This window comes from Longitalea arenae (assembly GCF_016924755.1).
In the GTDB taxonomy this organism is placed as follows: Bacteria; Bacteroidota; Bacteroidia; order Chitinophagales; family Chitinophagaceae; genus Niastella; species Niastella arenae.
In genome coordinates this window covers 33,665-56,102 of the sequence record NZ_JAFFJX010000004.1, presented here as the reverse complement: position 1 = coordinate 56,102, position 22,438 = coordinate 33,665, and the positions used below count along the sequence as shown (strand labels likewise).

Here is a 22,438-nt window from a genome sequence, read left to right as displayed (position 1 = left end):
ATTAATATTCAATCAATTTAGCTGTTGCCGGTTACCGGATGCCGGTTACCCGTTTTCGCGGCAACCGGTAACACCTGACCGGGAACTGGTGACAGTTTTAAGCGGTCGCCGTTACTATCATTTTCCGGTCGAACATAACCTGTTTGCGGTAGCCGGTAGGGCTTACGCCTTTGTACTTTTTAAAGATGCGGTTCAAATGGCTTTCGTCGGTAAAATGTAATTCAAAGGCAATCTCGTTAATGCGCATATCGCTGTGCAGCAATCTTGTTTCTACCAGTTTCAGTTTATAGTTGGTAATATATTGTTGCAGGGTTTCATCGGTATGTTTTTTAAAATACTCGCTGAGGTAGTTCACCGATATCTTGAAGGTGTTGGCAATTTGTTCCGCCTTCAAAAGTTCAGGTTTATAAATATTGGCCTGTACATAATGAATGATCTTATAAATGGTTTCATCGTTGTGAGAATCATACTTCTTTTTTTGGGGCGCCTTTATATACAGGTTGCGGGCAACAATAGAGATCACGGTGTTCACCATTTGATGAATGATCTCCTGGTGATAGGGGTCTTTATTGATATGTTCTTTAATTAAACCTTCTATCAATGCCTTGACTAACACCCGGTCGTTCATCCCTTTTAATATACAGCCGGGTGAATGCGTGGTATTATGGAAAATGAACTCCAGCTTTTTGATCCATTCATTCTGTTGACTGCTGGCCTGCTCATTCTGTGATTTAAAATAAATGTCATTAAAACGGATCAGGAAAAATTTAGTAGTTGTCCTGACCGTCAGCTTATGGGAGTCCTGGGGCGTGAGCAGGAAAAGATGGCCGTTACTGTATTCGAATTTATTCTTGTTAATGCAATGGGTGCCGGCGCCATCGATGATATATACCAGTTCAAAGAAGTTGTGCTTATGGGTTGGTTTGAGGCACTCGTCTGTTTCTTTATAAAGTATCTCAAAAGGCTGATGGAGATTCTCCGTGTTCATGCCTGTAAAAGTACAGAATAAACCCAAAATTGTACAACAGATTATCGAACTGGAATTTGCATTTTTACATTCCTATTATAACTTGTGCAGTCTGGTAAATGCTGATCATTGATTACCTGCTAAATGAACGTTGAGCAAACATACTGTCTCTGCAACGATGCTTTCCATTAAAAACAGATTAAAAAGGTGAAGGGTGAAATCTTCCGGCGGGGAAGGACTGTTTCACCGATAACGTTCAATTAACAACCATGGTCTTACGCGAAAGAATTTACGGGTTATATTTTCTAATTACCGCAAGAACCCCAAAAAGTACTATGCGTGTTACTACACTACCGGTGATCATTATGGTGCTGTTATTGTTTGAATTGTACAATTCTGCAAGGGCCCAGTCTTCTTCACCGCTGTTATTATCCGAAGCGATCAATACCGGATTAAAAAATTATCAAAGCATAAAGGCGAAGAAGAACTACCTCGATGCTTCCGCTGCATTGGTGCAAAATACCCGCAATGAATATTTGCCCAACGTGATTGCTTCGGTGCAACAGGATTATGGCACCATCAACGGACAGTATGGTCCGCTGGGCGCCGTAGGTGTGCCCGGCCTTGCATCCAGTGGTCCGGTCAGTGCTTCACAGAACTGGAATGCGTCCTTTGGTTCCCTGTATTTTATAAATACCAACTGGGAGTTCTTTACATTCGGGCGCCTTCGGTCGAAGATCAACCTGGCCAATGCGCAGGTGCAACGGGATTCCGCTGACCTGGTGCAGGAACAATTCGTTCATAGTGTAAAGATCGCCAGCGCTTACCTGAACTTACTCACTACGCAGAAGCTGGTGCAGAATGCACAGGCCAACCTCGACCGGGCCCTGTCGGTAAAACAGGTGGTGACCGCAAGAACCCGCACCGGATTAAATGCCGGGGTTGACTCTGCCATTGCCAATGCCGAAGTCTCCCGCGCCCGCCTGGCCCTGATCGATGCAAGGAACAACGAATTGCAGGTGCGCAACCAGCTGGCGCAATTCCTGAATGTGGCGCCTGCCGCTTTTGCGCTTGACACCAGCTTTTTTGCAGCCATCCCTGCCGAGACAAAAACGAATGCGGCGGTTACGCAAAATCCGCAAATAAAGTTTTTCCAGTCGCGCATCAATCAAAGCGATGTAACGACAGCCTATTTGAAAAGAAGCATTCTGCCGGGCGTGAATTTGTTTGGTGTTTTTCAAACCCGCGGATCAGGATTCGATCATACCTATTCACCGGCCAACAATCCAAAGTATTCACAAGATTACCTGGATGGTATTAAACCAACCCGCAGCAATTATGTGGCGGGACTGGCCATTACCTGGAATATTACCAGTATCGCTAAAATAAAACAACAGGTAAAGGCACAACAGTTCATTACCGAGGCCTACCGGAATGAGTACGACCAGGTGAACACGCAATTGCAGGATCAACTTATCCTGGCCGATCAGCGCATGGAGAACAGCCTGGAAAGTGTGCAGGAGGTGCCGCAACAATACCAGGCCGCTGCCGATGCCTTTTTACAAAAAAGTGTTTTATACAAGAATGGGTTAACCAATATTGTTGACCTGCAGCAGGCGCTGTTTGCGCTGAACCGGGCTGAGACCGATCGCAGTGTGGCATATATTAATGTGTGGCAGTCATTGTTGTTGAAAGCTGCGGCTTCAGGCGATTTTGATCTGTTTCTAAGACAGGTTAAATAGTTTATAGTTTATGGTTTATGGTTTATAGTTTTTAGTTCTTTATCTCTAAGCCGACAATTAAGCATTTCCGCTAAACTTTTAAGCATCAAGTGTTCAGCGTTTAGCGTTTTAAATAAAATTTATGAATCTGATTCGATTAGCATTACGGAAACCCATAACGATACTGGTGCTGGTAGCCGGTTTGTGTTTTTTTGGGGTAAGCGCAGTGCGCAGCATTAAAATAGACATCTTCCCCAAGCTCGACCTGCCGGTCATTTATATTTCCCATCCCTTTGGTGGTTATACACCTACTCAAATGGAAGCCTTTTTTGGGAAACAGTATGTGAACCTCTTATTGTATGTATCCGGTGTAAAGAGCATTGAAACCAAGAATATCCAGGGGCTAACGTTAATGAAGCTGTCTTTTTATCCAGGCACCAATATGGCCCAGGCAGCAGCGGAGGTCAGCGCCTATTGTAATCGGGCCCAGGCAATATTCCCCCAGGGCTCGCAGCCGCCATTTATTCTACGCTTTGATGCCTCTACGCTGCCGGTGGGGCAGCTGGTATTGAGCAGTGCGGTTCGCAGCAATAACGAACTGATGGACCTGGCCAATGTGTATGTGCGTTCTTCCTTTACTTCCATTCCCGGCCTGGTTTCACCTGCACCTTTTGGTGGTAACGTGCGTACAGTGGTGATCAAAGCCGACCCTGAATTGCTGCGTGCACACAATATGACACCCGATCAGCTGGTAGCGGCCATACGCATCAACAACCAAACCTCTCCTTCCGGTAATGTGCGCATCAACGATAAGAACTATATAACACCTACCAATACGACCATCAAGACCATAAAAGACTTCGAGAATATTCCTTTGTTCAAAGGCGGTGTGCAGAACCTTTACCTGCGGGATGTAGCGACAGTTGAAGATGGCGCCGATATTACTTCAGGTTATGCCTTGGTGAATGGCAAACGGTCGGTATACCTGCCGATCACCAAATCGGCCGATGCCAGTACCTGGGAAGTGGTGCAGAACCTCAAAAAAGCCATTCCAAAATTCCAGGCCCAGTTACCCGATGATGTAAAGCTGTCGTATGAGTTCGACCAGTCGGTATATGTGATCAATGCAGTAAAGAGCCTGATCTCGGAAGGCGCTATTGGCGCTATTCTCACGGGGTTGATGGTGTTGTTGTTCCTGGGTGATGCCAGGGGCGCTTTGATCGTAATATTAACTATTCCTACCTCCATCATTTCAGGTGTTTTGTTCCTGTCGCTGTTCGGGCAAACGATTAATATCATGACCTTAAGCGGTCTTTCATTGGCCATTGGCATCCTGGTCGATGAATCCACGGTAACCATTGAGAATATCCACCAGCACTTTGCGATGGGAAAACCGAAGGCGCTGGCCATCTGGGATGCATGTAAGGAGATCGCTTTTCCCAAGCTGCTTATTCTCTTGTGTATTTTGGCGGTTTTTGCGCCGGCCTTCACCATGGGGGGTATACCCGGCTCATTGTTCCTGCCCCTGGCATTGGCGATCGCATTCTCCATGATCACTTCTTATTTCCTGGCGCAAACCTTTGTACCGATCATGGCCAACTGGATCATGAAGGCGCATCCTGCCAATCATAATACCCTGCAACAGGTAAACGCCACGGTAGCACATGACAAGGATACCTGGGATCAAAAAAAGGTACTCCTGGAAAAAACCGGTAAAAATGCTACCCGCTTTGAAAAAGTACGTGCCCGCTTCCTGCGCTTCCTGCAACGGGTATTGCCCTACCGCAAACCTATAGTAGTGGCCTACCTGGTATTGGTGAGTGGCGCTGCCGTTCTGTTATTGTCGAACATTGGGCGCGACGTATTGCCACGTACCAGTTCCGGCCAATTCCAATTGCGGATAAAAGCGCCTGAGGGAACCCGTATTGAGCGTACCGAAGGGTTTATGCTCAAAACACTGGGGGCATTGGACGAGCTGATCGGTAAAGAGAATATCTCTGTAACCTCTGCTTACGTCGGCCAGCACCCGGCTTTATTCAGCACCAGCCCGATCTACCTCTTCATGCCAGGACCTAATGAGGCGGTGGTGCAGGTTCAGTTAAGCGAAGAGTTTGAAGAAGACCTGGATGAACTGAAGGAAAAGATCAGGGCGAAACTGGCTGCTGCCATGCCCGAAGTAAAATTGTCTTTTGAACCTATTCAACTGACCGATAAGATCCTGAGCCAGGGATCGCCCACGCCGGTGGAGATCCGCATTTCGGGCAGAAATAAAAAGCTGAATGAGGAGTATGCCAACAAGGTGATCGATAAATTGAAAACGATCCCTTACCTGCGGGATGTGCAATTGGGCCAGTCGACCAAATACCCGGCTATCAATATCAATATCGATAGAACCCGGGCTGCGCAGTTGGGGGTCGATATCAATGATATTTCCCGTTCACTGATCACTTCTACTTCTTCATCGCGTTATACCGAGAAGAATGTGTGGGTGGATGAAAAGTCGAACCTCTCGTACAGCGTCATGGTATATGTGCCGGAAAACAAAATGACCAGCCTGGAGAACATCGGCGAAATTCCGATCTTAAGCAATTCACCACGGCCGGTACTGAGCGATGTAGCATCCATTACACCCGATACCACTTATGGCGAGAATGACAACGTAGGTGCCATGCCGATGTTGAGTGTTACAGCCAATCTAAATAATAAAGACCTGGGTACCGCTACGGCGGATATTAAAAAAGCCCTGCAATCGATGGGGGAATTGCCTCGCGGACTCACCGTTGAACCAAAAGGTTTGAGTGAGGTGTTGACCGAAACGCTCGATAGCCTGCAGGGTGGTTTGCTGGTGGCTATTGTGGTGATCTTTTTGATGCTGGCGGCAAATTTCCAGTCATTCAAAGTGTCGGCGGTTATCCTTGCGACAATACCTGCGGTGGTATTCGGGTCGCTGGTGATGTTGAAGCTGACTGGTTCTACCCTGAACCTGCAATCGTATATGGGTATCATTATGTCGGTGGGTGTGTCTATCGCCAACTCGGTGCTGCTCGTTACCAATGCGGAGCAATTGCGCTTACATAATGGCAATGCCTGGGAATCGGCCCGGGAAGCAGCAGCGCTGCGCTTGCGGCCTATCCTGATGACCACTATTGCGATGGTGGCAGGGATGATACCCATGGCTTCGGGTTTTGGCGAAGGCGGCGACCAGGCATCCCCTTTGGGCCGTGCCGTGATTGGCGGTTTGATCGCTTCTACCGTTGCGGCTTTATTCATTCTGCCCCTGGTATTTGCCTGGGTGCAGGGCAAAGCGTCTACCCAATCTGTATCGCTTGATCCGGAGGATAAAGAAAGCAAATATTATCAAGGCGAATAGAAATCATGGTGTGCCGCATTTTCCGCAGCGTCAAAAGCAAATGTGGCATACCTCACAAGACAATAATAATTTTGTAAAGAACATATAGAAAAAGCGCATATGCAACTGAAAAATCTAATACACCGGGATCCTGCACAACAACCGGTTTTCAACCGGCTGATAAAAGCGAGCACCGGATTTGTGCTGGGGGGGCTTGGCCTGCTGGTCTTAATGCAAAGCTGTAAATCAACCAACGGAGAAGAACCAACCAATAAAACCAAAGCTGCTCCGGTGGTTGTATCTACCGAAGTTGTGCCCCTGCAAAAAGGCATGTTATCTACTTCTTTGCAGATACCGGGTGAACTGGTGGCTTTTCAGCAGGTTGACCTGTATGCCAAGGAAAACAGCTTTGTACGCAAGTTGTATGTAGATGTGGGTTCTGAAGTAAAAACGGGCCAGTTACTGGTAACTATGGAAGCGCCTGAGCTGAGCTCATTGGAAGCAGCAGCACAATCGCGCCTGAAATCGCAGGAAGCCCTCTACATTGCCAGCAAATCAAATTATGAACGCCTGCTGGAGACCAGTAAAACGCCCGGCACCATTTCGCAAAACGACCTCGACCAGGCCCTGGCCAAAAAGAATTCAGACTATGCACAATGGGATGCGGCCAAAGCGCAGTCCCGCGAAATTGCTAACAGGCGCGGATACCTGGAGATCAGGGCGCCTTTCAATGGTGTGATCACCGCCCGCAACGTGAATCCTGGTGCTTACGTGGGACCATCAGGAAAAGGTTCCGAGTTTCCCTTATTCACCCTGCAGGAGCAAAAGAAATTGCGTCTTGTGATCTATGTGCCTGAAGCCTATACCGGTTTCCTGAACCAGCAGGACAAAGTGCATTTTGCCGTAAATGCATTTCCAAATGAAAAGTTCTCGGCACAGGTAAAAAGGCTGGCGGGCGCCCTGGACAGCAGGCTGCGCTCGCAGCGGATTGAAATGGATGTAACCAATGCGAACAAGCGATTGTTGCCAGGCATGATCGCCAATGTGATGATCCCTTTGTCAACGAAAGACAGTTCCTTCATTCTGCCCAAAACGGCCGTGGTGAGCTCACAGGAGCGGGTGTTTGTAATAAAGGTAGTGAATAATAAGGCGGAATGGGTAGACGTAAAGAAAGGCCGTGAAAACGATGGCAAAGTGGAAGTGTTTGGTGCATTGAATGCCGGTGACCTGATCGTAAAGCAGGGGAGTGAGGAGCTGAGGGATGGTTCTGCTGTTAATGTAAAACAATAACTCACAGTGCACAGTTAATACTTATAGTTCAAAGTTTGTAGTTTACAGTTAGCATAGAAAAAAGCAGAAAGCCGTGCTGTGAAGCGCGGCTTTTAACATTTATCAACAGTATAAAGCTTTTAACTATTTAACTATGATTTATTAAAGATCAGTTCACGCACCAGGTTGATCTCGTCCTGGTTAATGGTATGACCCATGTTTTTATAGATCTTTTTTGTTACCTGAGCATGTAATCCAGACAATATTTCAGCAGAAGCGTGTACCCTTTCTACCGGCACGTGCGGATCGGGATCGCTGGTGCCAATGAAGATGGGTGTTCCGGCAAAATCGCCTGAATAATTCTGCTCATATATTTTATCGCCGATCAATCCACCGGTAAAGGCAACCGCCCCGCCATAACGGCTGGCGTTGCGGCTTACAAATTCCAGCGTTAAACAGGCGCCTTGTGAAAATCCCAGAAAATAAATATTTTCTTTTTTTATGCCTGTGGCCTCTACATCTGCTACTACTTCTTTCAACAGGTCGAGGGCGCTGGATAACCAGGGCTCATTGTCTTTGGGCACTGCCAGGAAGGAGTAGGGATACCAGGTATTGTTAGTGGCCTGGGGCGCAAACAGCGCGAAGTCGTTCACCGGCAAATACTCCGCAAGCCCCAGAATATCTTCTGCACTGCCGCCTCGTCCATGGATCATAATTAATGCTTTCGTCGCTTCGCCTGTTTGCTTTCCAGTCCGTATAACTTGTTTTGTATGCATGATCTTATTGTATCAGTTTGGGTAATACTCTTTCTATCGTAGCACGTTCCGGTTCGTATTGTACCGGCAGTTTCAAATGGGTACCCAATTCATTGACCGGTTCATCGATGGCAAAACCCGGATTATCGGTCGCCAGTTCAAACAATACACCGCCCGGTTCGCGGAAGTATAATGAGTAGAAATAATTTCGGTCTATTTTCGGTGTTATATTATAACCTTTGCTTTCAATAATTTCGCGGAAATGCATAAGCTGTTCCTCGTTCTTCACGCGGAAGGCTACGTGGTGATTGGTACCGCCAGCTACCAGTCCGTGCGTTACTTCAGGTTCTTCTACCAGGTCAACGATCGCGGCATTTTCAATGGCATCGGTTACAAAACGGTAACGATTGCCTTCCTGCTGCAATAATTTATAACCGAAGATATCGGTAAGGATGCTGGCTGTAGGTTTAATATTCCGCAAGGCCAGTACTACATTGTGAAATCCTTTGATGGCGACATCTTTATTAATATCACTGGTTACCCAGGGTGCGCGGTTATCTGCTTTGGCTGGAACCACCAGTTGAATACGCAAGCCATCGGGGTCTTCAAAACGAAGGATCTGTTCGCCGAACTGTTCGTCTATTTGTCCGAACCGTACCTGGTGTTTTTCAAAATGGTTGCTCCAGAAATCGAGGCTGCCTGCGGGTACCGCATAACCTATGTCGGTAGCCATGCCGGTGCCTACGCGGCCTGGTTTTACATGTGTCCAGGGAAAGAAGGTGAGAATGGTGCCGGGGGTGCCGGTCTCATTGCCAAAATAGAAGTGATAGGTACCCGGATCATCGAAGTTCACGGTTTTCTTTACTAATCTTAATCCAAGCACTTTGGTATAAAAGTCATAATTGCGCTGGGCTTCACCGGCTATCGCCGTAATGTGATGGATGCCCAAAATTTTATCTTCCATAATTGTAAATTCTAATGTGAAGCTGAGATAAGGTTTTGGTTATGTGAGCCGGTCAGGGTATTATACCATGTCCGGCTCTTCGCATGCAAACCGTGCCGGGGCTTACCTTAAGCGGCTTGTTTAATGAGCTGTATTTCTGCAGTGAATTTTATATCATCGCCTACAACTACATTACCAGCTTCGGTCACGGCGTTCCAGGTTAAGCCAAACTCTTTTCTGCTTACCTTACCGGTTACGGTAAAACCCGCTTTTGTTTGTCCGTATGGATCAACTACCACACCACCAACTTCTACATTCAGTACTACGGGTTTGGTAACGCCCTTAATGGTAAGTTCGCCATGTAATTTGCCTTCATCACCATTAACGTCAAGCTTGTTACCTTTAAAGACGATCTGATTATGATTGCTGGCGCCGAAGAAATCATCACTTTTCAGGTGACCATCTCTTTGCTCATTGTTGGTATCGATAGATGATACATCGATAGTTGCTTCCACATGGCCGGGCTGGCTGAAATCGTCACCTGCGGTTTCTGCTACTACATTGAATTTGCGGAACTGTCCTGTAACCGTGCTGATCATCAGGTGTTTTACTTTGAAAGTTATTTCGCTGTGCATTGGGTCGAGTGTCCATTTAACTTGTGCCATTGTTTTATTTTTTTGTTTTGTTACTAATTATTGACATCACAAATGTCGCTCAGAAACCGGGGCCGGGGAATAGTGATATAATGGAATCTGTTGTACATTTTACGGGTAAGGCCAATCTGTTGATCGGCTGAGGTGCTAATATGTTAATTGGAAGGCAGTTAGAAAGTGCGATAAAGCAAAAAGGTCAGTAGAACACGTCTACTGACCTTTTATAATTGTCTTACCTGACTAAATTTCTGCCTTTAGCGTTCGCCTGCTGCCTGAGCCTTTAAGAAAGCTTTAACAATTGCAGGTCGCAATGCACCCTTACCTCGTCGCTAAGTAAGAGGCCGTTCCGGTCGAACAACTGGTTCCAGGTGATATTGAGATCTTTGCGATTTAAGACGGTATTCATTTCAAAACCAGCTTTTGTATTACCCATAGGATCGGCGCACATGCCCAGAAAAGTGGCGGTAAAGCTGAATGGATGTTCAATGCCCTTTACCGTTAATCTGCCGGTTACCCGGATATTCTTTTCCTGCATGGTCACTTCCGTTGAACGGAATTGAATGGTGGGGAAATTTTTCGAATCGAAGAAATCGGGTGACCGTAAATGGTTGTCCCGCTCGTTGTTGCCGGTATTTAACGAATGGGTATATATAGTGAGGTTTATTTCACTGTTACAAAACCCGTCCTGTCCGCTCACTACCGTGCCTTCAAATTCCCTGAACCAGCCTGATACAGACGAGATCAACAGGTATTTGGCATCGAACCGGATGGTCGAGTGGGTGGGGTCGATGGCCCAGGTGGCTTGTTTTACAGTTGTGTTCATACTTATTCAATTAACAAAATAAGTGAAAATCAAATTGCCCCGCAATTGACCTTAGAAGGATGTTGATGTACAATTCATGGATAAAGCGGAAGTGAAATGGGTGGCTGACGCCTGGGTGCTTTGGTTTAAAGTTCTTTGGTCAATTTGTCTATCATTACATGAAGCATTTTAAGTTCTTCGCGGTTACGGTGGGGTCTATCCAGTCTGGTAGCGGCTACGATCACCATTTCGAGGTCGGGCACCACCACAATCAACTGGCCGCAGGCGCCGCTGGCAAAAAAGGTCTGATGACCATTGGTCTTTCTTCGCCACCAAAAATAGCCATATCCGTTGGCATTCGGAAGTATGTCCCAATAGTCGAGCCGGGCCTGTGCTTCGGTTGACGCTTCTACCCATGACCGGGCAATGACCTGTTTGCTGCCTGCTTTGCCTTTATTCAGGTACAGCAATCCAAAACGCATCATGTCGATGGCGGTCATATACATTTCGGAGCCTCCCATCTCACGGCCGACGGGGTCAACATCCCAGCGCCTTATGGTGATGCCTGCCGGATCAAACAGGTTCTTTTTTGCAAAGGACCGCAGATCCGTACCCACGGCTTTAGCCACAGCCGCGCCAACTATCGACGTTGCAGGGGTGCAATACACGAACTTTCTGCCCGGTGTATCGGAAAAGGGCAGGTCCAGACTGAACTTGATCGGATCGGATGAATTGAGGAAGACGCCCGCCATTGTCCCAAAATCATTCCATTCAAACCCATGTTGCATAGTAAGCAGGTGTCTGAGCGTTAGCGTCCTTCTCACTGAGTCATTGTACGCCAGCCATCCGGCAAACAAGACAGGTCCTTTGTTTGAAACACTACGGGGCTTACCATATTCGGGAAGAATGTTCACTACCGGCGTATTGATATCGGCTATGAATTTTTTTTCCAGCGCAATACCTGTCATGGCTGATACCGTGCTTTTGGTAATAGATTTAATATTGAACCACGATTCTGCTGTGGCCCCATGAAAATAATGTTCATAAACTATGCCTTTTTTACGCCATACGATAAATGCGCCCAATGCTTTGCTGCTGTCTTCCAGCTCTTTTGTAAAGGCGTCGAAAAAGCCGGGTTTAAAACCGGCAGAATCGGGCGAAAAATTTTTTAAAGGCTGCGGAACAAATTGGGCGAAGGAAATACTAAAGATGAATAAACTGATAAATAGGGTAGTTAAACGGAACATGGTATTTGTATTAATAGATGTAGCTGCCTGCCGGTCAGCGGTTTCTGAAATAATAACTGAGCTTGTAGAACTTTCGCTATAAACCCTGGTTTTTAGCCCTGAAATCGGAAAAGCTTTCGCCGGATGCATTTTTGAAAAATTTACTGAAATGGGCTGTATCATCGAAACCCAGCTGGTAGGCGATCTCCTTCATGGTAACCCGGGAATATACAGCCTGGCGTTTTGCTTCCAGGATAATGCGTTGCTGAATGTGATGACTGGCCGGGGAACCGGTTATTTTTTTTACTACTTCGTTCAGGTGGTTGGGGGTAACGGCCAGTTCTTCGGCATAATCGGTGACCATTTTTTTGGTGGTGAAATGTTTTTCTACCAGGGCAAAGAATTGTTTTACCAGGTCAATGCTTTTTGATTGTGCTTCGCTTTCCCTTGGCCTGTCGTACTGGCGGGTAAGGTAGATGAGAAAAATCTTCAAAAAACCACGCAGGATCTCTGCCCGCAGGATAAAAAAATTATTGAACTCCTTCTGCATTTTCGTGACGGCGTCCTGCATTTCAATACTCATTTCTTCATTCACCTTAATAACCGGTGAATTGGAAAAGGTATAAAAGAGGCCGGTATTGAATAACAGATCATAATTCTCTTCGGCGCCGCCCAGGAATTCAGCCATGAACGAGATCACATAACCTTCTACAGGACCTGTGGTATTGAGTTGATGTACCTGTCCGGGCGTGATGCAATACACAGCATTATCTTCCAGTTCATATCTTTCCAGGTCGATGAGGTGGGTGCCCCTTCCTTTTTTAACCCAGATGATCACAAAGTAATTATGACGGTGGGGAACGGCATTCTGCTGGAACCGGTTCTGCGCAATCCACTCCATGGTATGTATCTCGAAAGGTACATTTACCACCGATTTGCTCAGTTCCAGTAATGGATTAGTGATGGACATGGTTCTTATTAACAGACTTCAATAATAAATCTTTTTGACGGTAAAAATCGATCTTCCTGCAAAATAGTGAAAGATGATGATCCGCGATTGACGGGATCACCCCTTCAGATTGTCGCATTTCACCCTTTTGAAATTCACCATACGGTAGTAGGTTTGTTGCATCAATCAATTACTTAACTTATAATTCAGAAGTATGCGCCGACTCGTATCATTTATGCACGTTTCATTGGATGGTTTTGTAGCTGGTCCCAATGGAGAAATGGATTGGATAAAGGTAGATGACGAAATTTTCGACTATGTGGGCAAACGCATCGATGGAAGTGATACGGCTTTATACGGCCGGGTGACTTATGAGATGATGGAAGGATACTGGCCAACAGCAGCCGATCAACCGAATGCCTCCAAACATGATATTGAACATGCTGCCTGGTATAAGAAAGTAGATAAGGTGGTTTTGTCGAAAACAATGAAGGGGCAGCAACGGCCCAATACCATGGTGATCAGTGATGATATTGAGCACCGCGTGAAAGCATTGAAACAGCAGGCGGGGAAAGAGATCATCATCTTTGGCAGTCCTCGCGCTTCACATGCGCTTATGCATTACGGATTGATAGATGAGTTCTGGTTATTTTTGAATCCTGTTCTCCTTGGCCAGGGCATTCCTTTATTTAAGAATATACAGGAAATAACCAACCTGAAGCTGGTCACCAACAAAGCCTTTGCGAGTGGGGTAATTTGCTTACAGTACCAAAAAGAAGGGAGTGGGAAGTAGTGAGTTCCTACTTCTTATTTCAGCTTTTTACATTCCCAAAACTCCATTTTCAAGAATACCTGCTTTTATGGGTACAACAGGTACTTCTTGCGCATTTTTTTATATTGAGAAAGGCCGGGTTCCCAGGAAGCCTGGATCTGTTTTACGGTTTTGCCAGCTATGATCTGTTTTTTGAATTCCGGCGTGCCGGCCAGGAAGTCGATATTCCCGATCTGTTTGCTGATGCTGCGGTCAAAAAAGCGTTGTTTGTCGGGGTAGGCTTTATATAATTCAATCACCCATTCGATATTGATCCTTCTGCTTTTGCGCAGCTTCGATACATCATAATTGCGCAGGTCTAACCCGTAACAAACTTCATTCATATACAGCGGTGTTTCGGCCATGCCCGGAATGCTTACCGGCGTATAAGAGAAGCTGTATTTGCCTTTTAATGCCGGGGCGCCCAGTACGGTGAACGGGAACTGGGTACCGCGGCCATGGTTAAGGGCAATGCCCTCAAAGAGGCAGGTGGAAGGATACAGCATGATGCTTTGCTGCGTATTTAAATTGGGCGAAGGTTTTACCGGTAATACATATTCCATGTCATGGTTGTAATTCTGAACCGGGATAACGGTGATCTTACAGGTCATTTTATTGGGCAACCACCCTTCGCCATTGATCATTTTGGCGAATTCGCCTACGGTCATCCCATGGGCGATCGGAATAGGAAATTGTCCGATCCCCGATTTGTAATTCATATCGAGAATAGGGCCATCTACAAGGTAGCCATTGGGATTGGGCCGGTCGAGGATCAATAATTCTTTATTGTTCTCGGCACAGGCTTCCATCACATCGCGCAGGATATTTATGTAGGTATAGAACCGGCAACCTACGTCCTGAATATCATAGATCATGATATCAACATCAGCCAGGTCCTCTGCCGTAGGTTTTCTTTTTTTGCCATATAAGGAAATAATGGGAATGCCGGTTGCAGCATCGGTTTCATCGGTTACTTTTACGCCGGCACTGGCCTTACCCCTGAAGCCATGTTCGGGGCCGAAGGCTTTTACAAATTTGACACCCCGGTTTATGAGGCTGTCTACTACGTGTTTGTTCCCAATGATACTGGTAGGATTGGCCAGGATCCCAACTCTTTTGTTCGTGAGCAGGTGAATGTATTTTTCAGTTTGATCGGCGCCCGGGATAATGGGTGAAGTGGTCACAGGTGAACCGGAAGCGGGTGGCTCATTCTGGAAAGCTCCCGGTTCAGATCTTACCATCAGAGCAAGAAGCAATGCCAGTACGCAATAGATCTTCATGATTGAAATTTGTATGAATGAAGCTTATTTGATTTCTGCAGGCACTAAGATAACTTCTTCAACGATTCATGCTGTTTATGAGGGTGATTTTTTTACATTTTAACCGATGCCTTTCCTGTTTATGCAGAGCCGGGGCCAATAGTTCCGGCTGCGGTAGGAAGTTAAGCAGAAAGACGCACCCGTTTAGAGGTCGGGTATTCCATTCTGCCAGAAATATCGTTACGTGCAGGGCACGTTTTTTTATGGTCATTAAGTAACATGGAGAAGATGCCGCTATATACTATTGGCCATGGCAGGCGGAAATCGGATGATTTTCTTGCCCTGCTGAAAGAGTATGGCATTGAATATCTGGTGGATGTTCGTTCTCAACCCTTTTCGAGGTTCAATCCGCAGTACAACCAGAATGCATTGAAGCGCTTTTTAGAGGAGCATGCCATCACCTATGTTTTTATGGGCGATGAATTGGGGGGCCGGCCAAAAGATGCAAGCTGTTACAGTCACGGAAAAATTGATTACGAAAAAGTGAAAGAAAAAGACTTCTTTAAAAAGGGTATAAACCGCCTGAAAACAGCTTACAATAAAAATATCAGGCTGGCCATCATGTGTAGCGAAAGTAAACCCGGTGAATGCCACCGGGCGCGACTGATCGGCCGCTATTTGGCTAACGATCTTATTAACGTACATCATATAGACGAAAGCGGCAGCATAAAAGATCAGGCAACGGTGATGAGTGAACTTTACAAGGGGTTCCCGCCGGATGATCTATTCAGTAAGTAATAAACTATCCCATCATGAAGCCATTCACCTGGATGAAAAGGATCCTTCTGTTTCAAGGCGTGTACTACATTCTTACCGGCTTGTGGCCTTTGCTGCATCTGCCCTCATTCCTGGCCGTTACAGGTGATAAAACAGATATCTGGCTGGTGAAAATGGTAGGTTGCCTGGCCGCCACTATCGGCATTTATCTGATCTACAGTCTGAGAGAATCACCTGCCAGGCTACTGGCTATCTTATCCGCTTTCAGCTTCGGCATAATTGATGTGTATTACGTTTACCAGGATGTTATATTACCCGTTTATCTCGGCGATGCGATTGTAGAAGCTATCCTGATCCTGCTGCTCTTTATTGTAAAAAAATGACCAGGATCAAAAACTTGCTTCAGACCGGCTGATTGATCTCTGTTTTTGGCTTTTGTTCCTGGCAGTGACCGTTCGTCTCTGATATTAACCAGTTATACAGATTCATACAAAAAAGTTTTCCCCGCGGGGGATACTTTGCCGCCGCTGGTGCGTCTTTATAAAAGGTATTTAATATTATTGTTTATTCTGCTGACCTGAGGCCTGTTTTACTACATGATCATGCCCCTTTTCAGTATAACTCAAGAAGTAAACCAACGTATCATTATGCAATTCAACAAGGTTTTTGCACTATTACTGCTCCTTTCGGCAGCCTGCCAAAGTATTGCCCAAAACAAATATCAGTGGAAACAGGCATCCGCTGGCGGTTACACGTATAAATATGTAACCAACGATCCTATTCAGACCAGGTTCTATACCCTTAAGAACGGGATGACTGTTATTCTGACTGTTAATCACAAAGAACCGCGCATTGTATACCGCATGGCGGTACGCGCCGGCAGCAATAACGATCCCAAAGACCATACCGGCCTGGCCCATTATCTCGAACACCTGTTATTCAAGGGCACCAATAAATATGGTACGCTCGACTGGGCAAAAGAAAAGCCCTATTTAGATAAGATCGATGCTTTGTACGAGCAATATGGCGCTACCAAAGACGCCGCTGCCCGTAAAGCGATCTATAAACAAATAGACAGCATTTCCGGTATCGCTTCCCGTTTTGCCATCGCCAATGAGTACGATAAAATGATGAATAATATCGGTTCCCAAAAGACCAATGCGCATACCTGGGTGGAAGAAACGGTGTATGAGGAAGACATTCCCGCCAATGCCGTTGATAAATTCCTGACTATTCAGGCCGAACGTTTCCGGCAACCGGTGTTACGATTGTTCCATACCGAGCTGGAAGCGGTATATGAAGAAAAGAACCGCTGGCTCGATAATGATGCTGCCAAAGTACAGGAAGCCATGATGGCCGGATTGTTTCCCACGCATAACTATGGACAGCAAACAACCATCGGTACCGTTGAACATTTAAAGAATCCTTCCCTGATTGCTATCAGGAACTACTACAATAAATATTATGTACCCAACAACATGGGTATTATCCTGTCGGGCGATTTTGATCCGGATCTGATGATCAAAAAAGTGGATCAGGCATTTTCCTATATGCAACCAAAACCGGTGCAGGAGTATAAATCTGCGCCTGAGAAACCGATTACAGCACCGATCGTGAAAGAGATCTTCGGACCCTCTGCCGAGAACATGCGCATTTGTTTTCGTACACCCGCTGCCAGCGCCCACGAAGCGATGGTGCTTGACCTGGCTTCGTCTATCCTGTCAAATGGAAAAGCCGGTTTGTTCGACCTGAACCTGAACAAACAGCAAAAGGCGCAAATGACACAGGCCGGTTTGCAACAGTATAAAGATTATGGCATATTCATGTTGATAGGCACCCCTAAACAAGGCCAGCAACTGGAAGAAGTAAAAGGCCTGCTGATGGAACAACTGGCATTATTGAAGAAAGGAGAGTTTGAGGAAGGGATGATCAAAGCCATTGTGGCCAATACCAAATTATCCCTTCTGCAAAGGCTTGACAACAGTACCCATTGCGCACAACAACTGATGGATGCCTTTATCAAGAACCGTTGCACATTGTGGGATAAAGATGTAAGCTACCTCGATGATATGGCAAAGGTTACAAAGGCCGAACTGGTCACTACGGCAAATAAATACCTGAACGATAATAATTATGTGCTGATCTATAAAAGAAAAGGGGAGGACAAAAATATCGTAAAGGTCGAAAAGCCGGCCATTACGCCCATAGAGACCAATGCTGGCAAATCTTCTGGCTTTCTGAAAAAGATGGAAGCGATCGCGGTATCGGATATTCAACCCCTGTGGCTCGACTATGATAAAGATATCACACTTTCCAAATCCGGTATTGCCGATGTATTATATGTACAGAATAAAAGCAACGAGCTGTTCTCCCTGTACTATCAGTTCGACATGGGCACCTGGAATAATAAACTGCTGCCACTGGCTGCCCAATACCTCCAGTTCTTAAGCACGGATAAATATTCAGCTGAACAGATCAGCAAATTGTTTTACAATATCGCCTGTAACTTCAATATCAATACCACCAATGAAATGACTACGGTGACCATTAATGGTCTGCAGGAGAATTTCGATAAAGCGGTTGGTTTGTTTGAAGAGATCCTTGCCAATTGCAAAGCCGATGAAGCCGCATTGACAGCATTGAAATCGAGGCTGATGAAAGCCCGCGCGAATGCCAAGGCCGACAAACAAAGCATTATGCAGGGGCTGGTTTCCTATGCACGGTATGGTGCAAAGAACCCATTCAATACAGGGCTTACGGATGCCGAGATCCAACAGTTGAAAGCGGCTGACCTCGTACAGGTCTTACACAGCCTGATGCAGTATAAACACCGCATTATGTATTATGGTCCGCAAACAGATGCGGCTTTCAAAACATCCATTGCAAAACTGCATGCGGTACCGGCTGCCTTTACCAATTATCCTGAACGGGTAAATTTTGCGCCGGCCGTTCAAACTGCCAATCAATTATTGTTTACGAACTACGACATGGTGCAAAGTGAAATTGCCTGGGTTAGAAACGATGTGGCTTATGATGCCACTAAAGAAGCGGTGGTGAACGTATTCAATAATTATTTCGGCGGCGGCATGGGCTCTGTGGTCTTTCAAACGATCAGGGAATCCAAAGCACTGGCCTATTCAACATATGCTTTTTATAATACACCTGCCCGCAAGGAATATCCCTTCTATATGGTGGCCTATGTAGGTTGCCAGGCCGATAAAATGAATGAAGCGATCAAAGGCATGAATGAATTATTGACGGAGCTGCCTGTTTCGGAACAGCGTTTTGAGCTGGCCAGAACAGGATTTAAAAAAGACCTGGAAACCCAACGCATCACCAAGGAGGGCATTATTGCTTCGTATTTGTCGGCCCAGCAAAAAGGCTGGAAAGGCGATTTCCGGAAAGAAGAATATGCATCCCTGTCTTCGCTGACTATTCAGGATGTGCAGAAAATGCATAAAGAGCAGATCAGTGGCAAGCCTTATACCTATTGTGTAGTGGCATCTGATAAGAAGATCAAGGTTGATGATTTGAAAGCAATTGGAGAAGTAAAGACCCTGACCTTAGAGGAGCTTTTTGGATATTAAGTTCACGGTTCACAAGTTTATAGAGTATAAAGGTGGGTTCCTTCAGGGGAGCTCACCTTTTTGCTTATGCCATATGTTATTCGTGCAGCGTCACTAAGAACTAGGAACTGTGAACTTTGAACTGTGAACTTAGACTGTGAGTTTGGAACTGTGAATATTTCGTACATTTAGTGTCTAATTTACGTTTATAACCAACATTGCTGCGTATGAAAAAACTTGCCTGCTTTTTTGTATATGTTTTTGTTTGTATGGGAATGCATGCAGAGGCCCAAACAGCCCGGAAAGTGAAACCCAAACTGCCCGCCGGCAGTAAAGCCATCAGCCCCCATCTGTTTGGAATTTTCTTTGAAGACATCAACTATGCCGCAGATGGCGGCCTCTATGCCGAATTAATTCAAAACCGTTCCTTTGAATATACCGCCAGTGATAACCGCGAATGGCATCCATTAACCGCCTGGCGCTATACTACAGAAGGTTTTGGTTATGGAACGATTTCCGTTGAAACAAATGCCCCCATACACGCCAACAACCCGCATTATGCAGTGCTTAATGTAGAAGACGAGGGTAGGGAAGGCGTGGGGCTCACCAATACGGGATTTGATGGTATTGCTATAAAAGCCGGTGAACAATATGATCTTTCCGTTTTCCTGAAACAGCTTAGTGATAATGCCATTCCTGTCACTGTTTATCTGAAAAGCAGAAAGGGAAAACTTTCCAACGAAGCTGCTTTTAGTACGCAGTCAAAGGACTGGAAAAAATATACCGCAACTATAACGGCCACGGAAACGAATGACAGCGCCATGCTGGTGATCGTGGCGAAAACGAAAGGCAAACTGGCGCTGGATATGATCTCCCTTTTTCCGCAAAAGACATTTAAGAACAGGCCGAACGGCTTAAGGGCCGATCTGGCGCAAGCCATTGCCGACCTGCAACCGAAGTTCATGCGTTTTCCCGGTGGCTGCCTGGTGCATGGCGATGGATTGGGTAATATTTATCATTGGAAGCATACGATCGGGCCGGTTGAACAACGCATTGGCCAGCGTAATATCTGGAATTATCACCAGTCAGTGGGATTGGGCTATTTTGAGTATTTCCAGTTTTGTGAAGATATCGGCGCTAAACCGCTGCCGGTAGTAGCCGCCGGTGTAAGTTGTCAGAATTCAGGCGGCACCTGGCGCATTGGCGGCACCGGACAAAAAGGATTTACGCAGGAGGAAATGAAAGCGTATATCCAGGACATACTCGACCTCATAGAATACGCGAACGGGTCGCCGGCAACAACGTGGGGGGCTAAACGCGCCGCTGCGGGTCACCCCGAACCATTTCACCTGGAGTATATAGGCATTGGCAACGAAGATAAGATCACCCCGGTTTTCAGGGAACGGTTCAGGATGATCTATGATGTGGTGCATGCCAAACATCCGGAGATCACGATCATTGGCACTACCGGCCCTTTTCATTCGGGCGAAGATTACGACCTGGGCTGGCAATTTGCAAATGAAATTAAAGTAGATATGGTTGATGAACATTATTATGAAAAACCCGAATGGTTTATCAACAACCTGAAGCGATACGATAACTATTCCCGAGCTGCGTCCAAAGTATATGTAGGCGAGTATGCCGCGCATGATGCAGGCCGTAAAAACACGCTGCGGTCGTCATTGGCAGAAGCTTTATACATGACCTCACTCGAAAGGAACGGAGATGTGGTACAGTTCTCTTCCTATGCTCCTTTACTGGGGCGCCGGGGACATACTCAATGGAATCCCAACCTCATCTACTTTACCGGAACCCAGGTATGCCCTACTATCAATTACTATGTGCAAAAGCTTTTTGCCAATAATGAAGGGGATCTGTACTATTCAAATATCATTACCGCCAATGTACCGGATACCGCTAAAACTTTTGCAGCTTCTTGTGTGAAGGACAGTAAAACAGGCGATATCATTTTGAAGATAGTGAACAGGGACTCTGTGGTTGTACCAGCGAAAATAAACCTCGGAAGCCTCGGTTCGCTGAATGGAAAAGCAACCGTTACTACCCTAAGTGGCGATCCAATGGCAGAAAACCGGTGCGATGCTGCACAAAATATACTACCCAAAACATCAAATATTACGATCAGCAAGTCGTTTTTATACCAGGCGCCTGCATTTTCGTTGTCTGTCATCCGGATTCAAAACAGGTCAATGGGTAAAAAATGAAATGTGGAGAAAAAATAAACGTTCTTAGAACAATAAATAAGCCTGAGCTCTTATTATCTTAATATAAGTTGTAACATTAGTCCCGGCATACCGGGACTCTTTTTTTACTTATTGGTGTATTTATTAAATTTGCTTTCCGTAACCATCAATGGGCATTGGTGCCCACCCTTTAAAAGCAATTAATCAGTACTATGAAAAAGATTTCCATGATGCTGGCCTGGCTCTTCTTCTCCTGCCTGGCATTTTCCCAAACCACACCATATGAAGTGTATGCCATTAAATATGGATCGCTCGTCCACGACTCACTGGCCGTTAAAAAAGAAAATGACAGTGTAAGTATCGACTTTATGGTGTGGCTGGTCAGAGGCAACGGAAAAAGCATTCTGATGGATGCCGGTTATTTATACAGTTTTGTTTCCGCCAGGGATTTTGACATGATCGATGATTTCAGGCCCGATTCTACTTTACAAAAGCTGACCGTTCGTAACGAAGATATTACCGACATCATTTTAAGTTATCAGCACCTCGCTAACGTGAACAATGCCGATCAATTCCCCAACGCGCAGGTATGGGTTCAGAAAGATGATTACAATTACTTTACCACTACCGCCTGGCAGAAAGGCGGTGTGAACAGCGAGTTCAACCGCAGGGAAGTGCGTAAGCTGATAGAGCTCCATACCAATGGGCGGGTAACGCTGATAGAAGGTTATAACAAGGAAATTATACCGGGTGTAAAAATGTTTCCAGGCGCAAGGCAGCCCGTGTTACCGCAGTGTGCATTGGTGAAGACCGACCTGGGCAATATGGCGCTCGCATCGGACAATGTCTGGATATATTACAATTCAAGTTTTGTAACGCCTGCGCCTACCTTCAGCAGTTTCGATGCCAACGGCTATGTAAAGTCGATGCAAAAAATGCAGATGCTGGTTGCCGACGAGAAATTCATTTTGCCGGGCTATGATTCTGCGAGTTTTTCCAAATTTCCTGTGATCACGGAAGGCGTCATCAGAGTGCGGTAAGCACTAACAATATTAATAAACATAAAGTCTGCATATACAAGATACCCCGGCGATACCGCCGGGGTTTTTTTATGTAAAATCCAGCACAACGCTTATTGGTGGTATTTATTTTCTACTTAAATTCGGTTACAGGCCCGCCTTCTATAATAT

Annotated in this window: 17 protein-coding genes; 9 read left to right on the top strand and 8 right to left on the bottom strand. The window is 45.9% G+C overall.

What is annotated here, in order from left to right; genetic code table 11:
• Positions 1–97 precede the first annotated feature (97 nt).
• Positions 98–988 (bottom strand): AraC family transcriptional regulator, encoded by an 891-nt coding sequence (locus JT717_RS11060; protein ID WP_205510533.1) that lies wholly within the window; start codon positions 986–988, stop codon positions 98–100.
• A gap of 314 nt (positions 989–1,302) precedes the next feature.
• On the opposite strand from JT717_RS11060, the gene JT717_RS11055 reads away from it, so the two are divergent.
• The 3 genes from JT717_RS11055 to JT717_RS11045 all read left to right on the top strand — a co-directional run bounded on the left by JT717_RS11055 (position 1,303) and on the right by JT717_RS11045 (position 7,327).
• A complete protein-coding gene (locus JT717_RS11055; RefSeq protein ID WP_205510532.1) occupies positions 1,303–2,709 on the top strand; it encodes a TolC family protein in 1,407 nt (468 codons plus the stop codon).
• Between the two features lie 121 nt (positions 2,710–2,830).
• Positions 2,831–6,058 carry an efflux RND transporter permease subunit gene (locus tag JT717_RS11050; protein WP_205510531.1) on the top strand — a complete coding sequence of 1,076 codons (3,228 nt, stop codon included), beginning with the start codon at positions 2,831–2,833 and terminating at the stop codon, positions 6,056–6,058.
• A 99-nt stretch (positions 6,059–6,157) separates the two neighbouring features.
• The gene (locus JT717_RS11045; protein ID WP_205510530.1) at positions 6,158–7,327 is read left to right on the top strand and encodes an efflux RND transporter periplasmic adaptor subunit; all 1,170 of its coding nucleotides are present in this window, start codon (positions 6,158–6,160) and stop codon (positions 7,325–7,327) included.
• Between the two features lie 131 nt (positions 7,328–7,458).
• Here JT717_RS11045 and JT717_RS11040 read toward each other — a convergent pair whose 3' ends face one another.
• The 6 genes from JT717_RS11040 to JT717_RS11015 form a co-directional block, all read right to left on the bottom strand.
• Positions 7,459–8,082: an alpha/beta hydrolase gene (locus JT717_RS11040; protein WP_205510529.1), complete on the bottom strand. Its 624-nt coding sequence runs from the start codon at positions 8,080–8,082 to the stop codon at positions 7,459–7,461.
• 4 nt (positions 8,083–8,086) lie between these two features.
• The gene (locus JT717_RS11035; RefSeq protein ID WP_205510528.1) at positions 8,087–9,025 is read right to left on the bottom strand and encodes a ring-cleaving dioxygenase; all 939 of its coding nucleotides are present in this window, start codon (positions 9,023–9,025) and stop codon (positions 8,087–8,089) included.
• A 107-nt stretch (positions 9,026–9,132) separates the two neighbouring features.
• The gene (locus tag JT717_RS11030) at positions 9,133–9,669 is read right to left on the bottom strand and encodes a YceI family protein (RefSeq protein WP_205510527.1); all 537 of its coding nucleotides are present in this window, start codon (positions 9,667–9,669) and stop codon (positions 9,133–9,135) included.
• Positions 9,670–9,937: 268 nt separating this feature from the next.
• On the bottom strand, positions 9,938–10,480 hold the full coding sequence (locus JT717_RS11025; protein WP_205510526.1) for a YceI family protein: 543 nt from the start codon (positions 10,478–10,480) through the stop codon (positions 9,938–9,940).
• 125 nt (positions 10,481–10,605) lie between these two features.
• On the bottom strand, positions 10,606–11,706 hold the full coding sequence (locus tag JT717_RS11020; protein WP_205510525.1) for a serine hydrolase domain-containing protein: 1,101 nt from the start codon (positions 11,704–11,706) through the stop codon (positions 10,606–10,608).
• Between the two features lie 76 nt (positions 11,707–11,782).
• Complete coding sequence (locus JT717_RS11015; protein WP_205510524.1) at positions 11,783–12,655, bottom strand: AraC family transcriptional regulator; 873 nt, start codon at positions 12,653–12,655, stop codon at positions 11,783–11,785.
• A 193-nt stretch (positions 12,656–12,848) separates the two neighbouring features.
• Between JT717_RS11015 and JT717_RS11010 the strand changes: the two genes are divergently transcribed.
• A complete protein-coding gene (locus JT717_RS11010) occupies positions 12,849–13,427 on the top strand; it encodes a dihydrofolate reductase family protein (protein ID WP_205510523.1) in 579 nt (192 codons plus the stop codon).
• Positions 13,428–13,492: 65 nt separating this feature from the next.
• Here JT717_RS11010 and JT717_RS11005 read toward each other — a convergent pair whose 3' ends face one another.
• Positions 13,493–14,725, bottom strand: a complete 1,233-nt coding sequence (locus JT717_RS11005) for an exo-beta-N-acetylmuramidase NamZ family protein (protein WP_205510522.1) — start codon at positions 14,723–14,725, stop codon at positions 13,493–13,495.
• 267 nt (positions 14,726–14,992) lie between these two features.
• Between JT717_RS11005 and JT717_RS11000 the strand changes: the two genes are divergently transcribed.
• The 5 genes from JT717_RS11000 to JT717_RS10980 all read left to right on the top strand — a co-directional run bounded on the left by JT717_RS11000 (position 14,993) and on the right by JT717_RS10980 (position 22,288).
• Entirely contained in the window at positions 14,993–15,502 is a 510-nt protein-coding gene (locus tag JT717_RS11000) for a DUF488 domain-containing protein (RefSeq protein WP_240348009.1), read from the top strand.
• A gap of 14 nt (positions 15,503–15,516) precedes the next feature.
• Positions 15,517–15,864 carry a hypothetical protein gene (locus JT717_RS10995; RefSeq protein ID WP_205510520.1) on the top strand — a complete coding sequence of 116 codons (348 nt, stop codon included), beginning with the start codon at positions 15,517–15,519 and terminating at the stop codon, positions 15,862–15,864.
• A gap of 264 nt (positions 15,865–16,128) precedes the next feature.
• On the top strand, positions 16,129–19,068 hold the full coding sequence (locus JT717_RS10990; protein WP_205510519.1) for a M16 family metallopeptidase: 2,940 nt from the start codon (positions 16,129–16,131) through the stop codon (positions 19,066–19,068).
• A gap of 206 nt (positions 19,069–19,274) precedes the next feature.
• The gene (locus JT717_RS10985; RefSeq protein WP_205510518.1) at positions 19,275–21,269 is read left to right on the top strand and encodes an alpha-L-arabinofuranosidase family protein; all 1,995 of its coding nucleotides are present in this window, start codon (positions 19,275–19,277) and stop codon (positions 21,267–21,269) included.
• Between the two features lie 191 nt (positions 21,270–21,460).
• Positions 21,461–22,288, top strand: a complete 828-nt coding sequence (locus JT717_RS10980) for an MBL fold metallo-hydrolase (protein ID WP_205510395.1) — start codon at positions 21,461–21,463, stop codon at positions 22,286–22,288.
• Positions 22,289–22,438 lie beyond the last annotated feature (150 nt).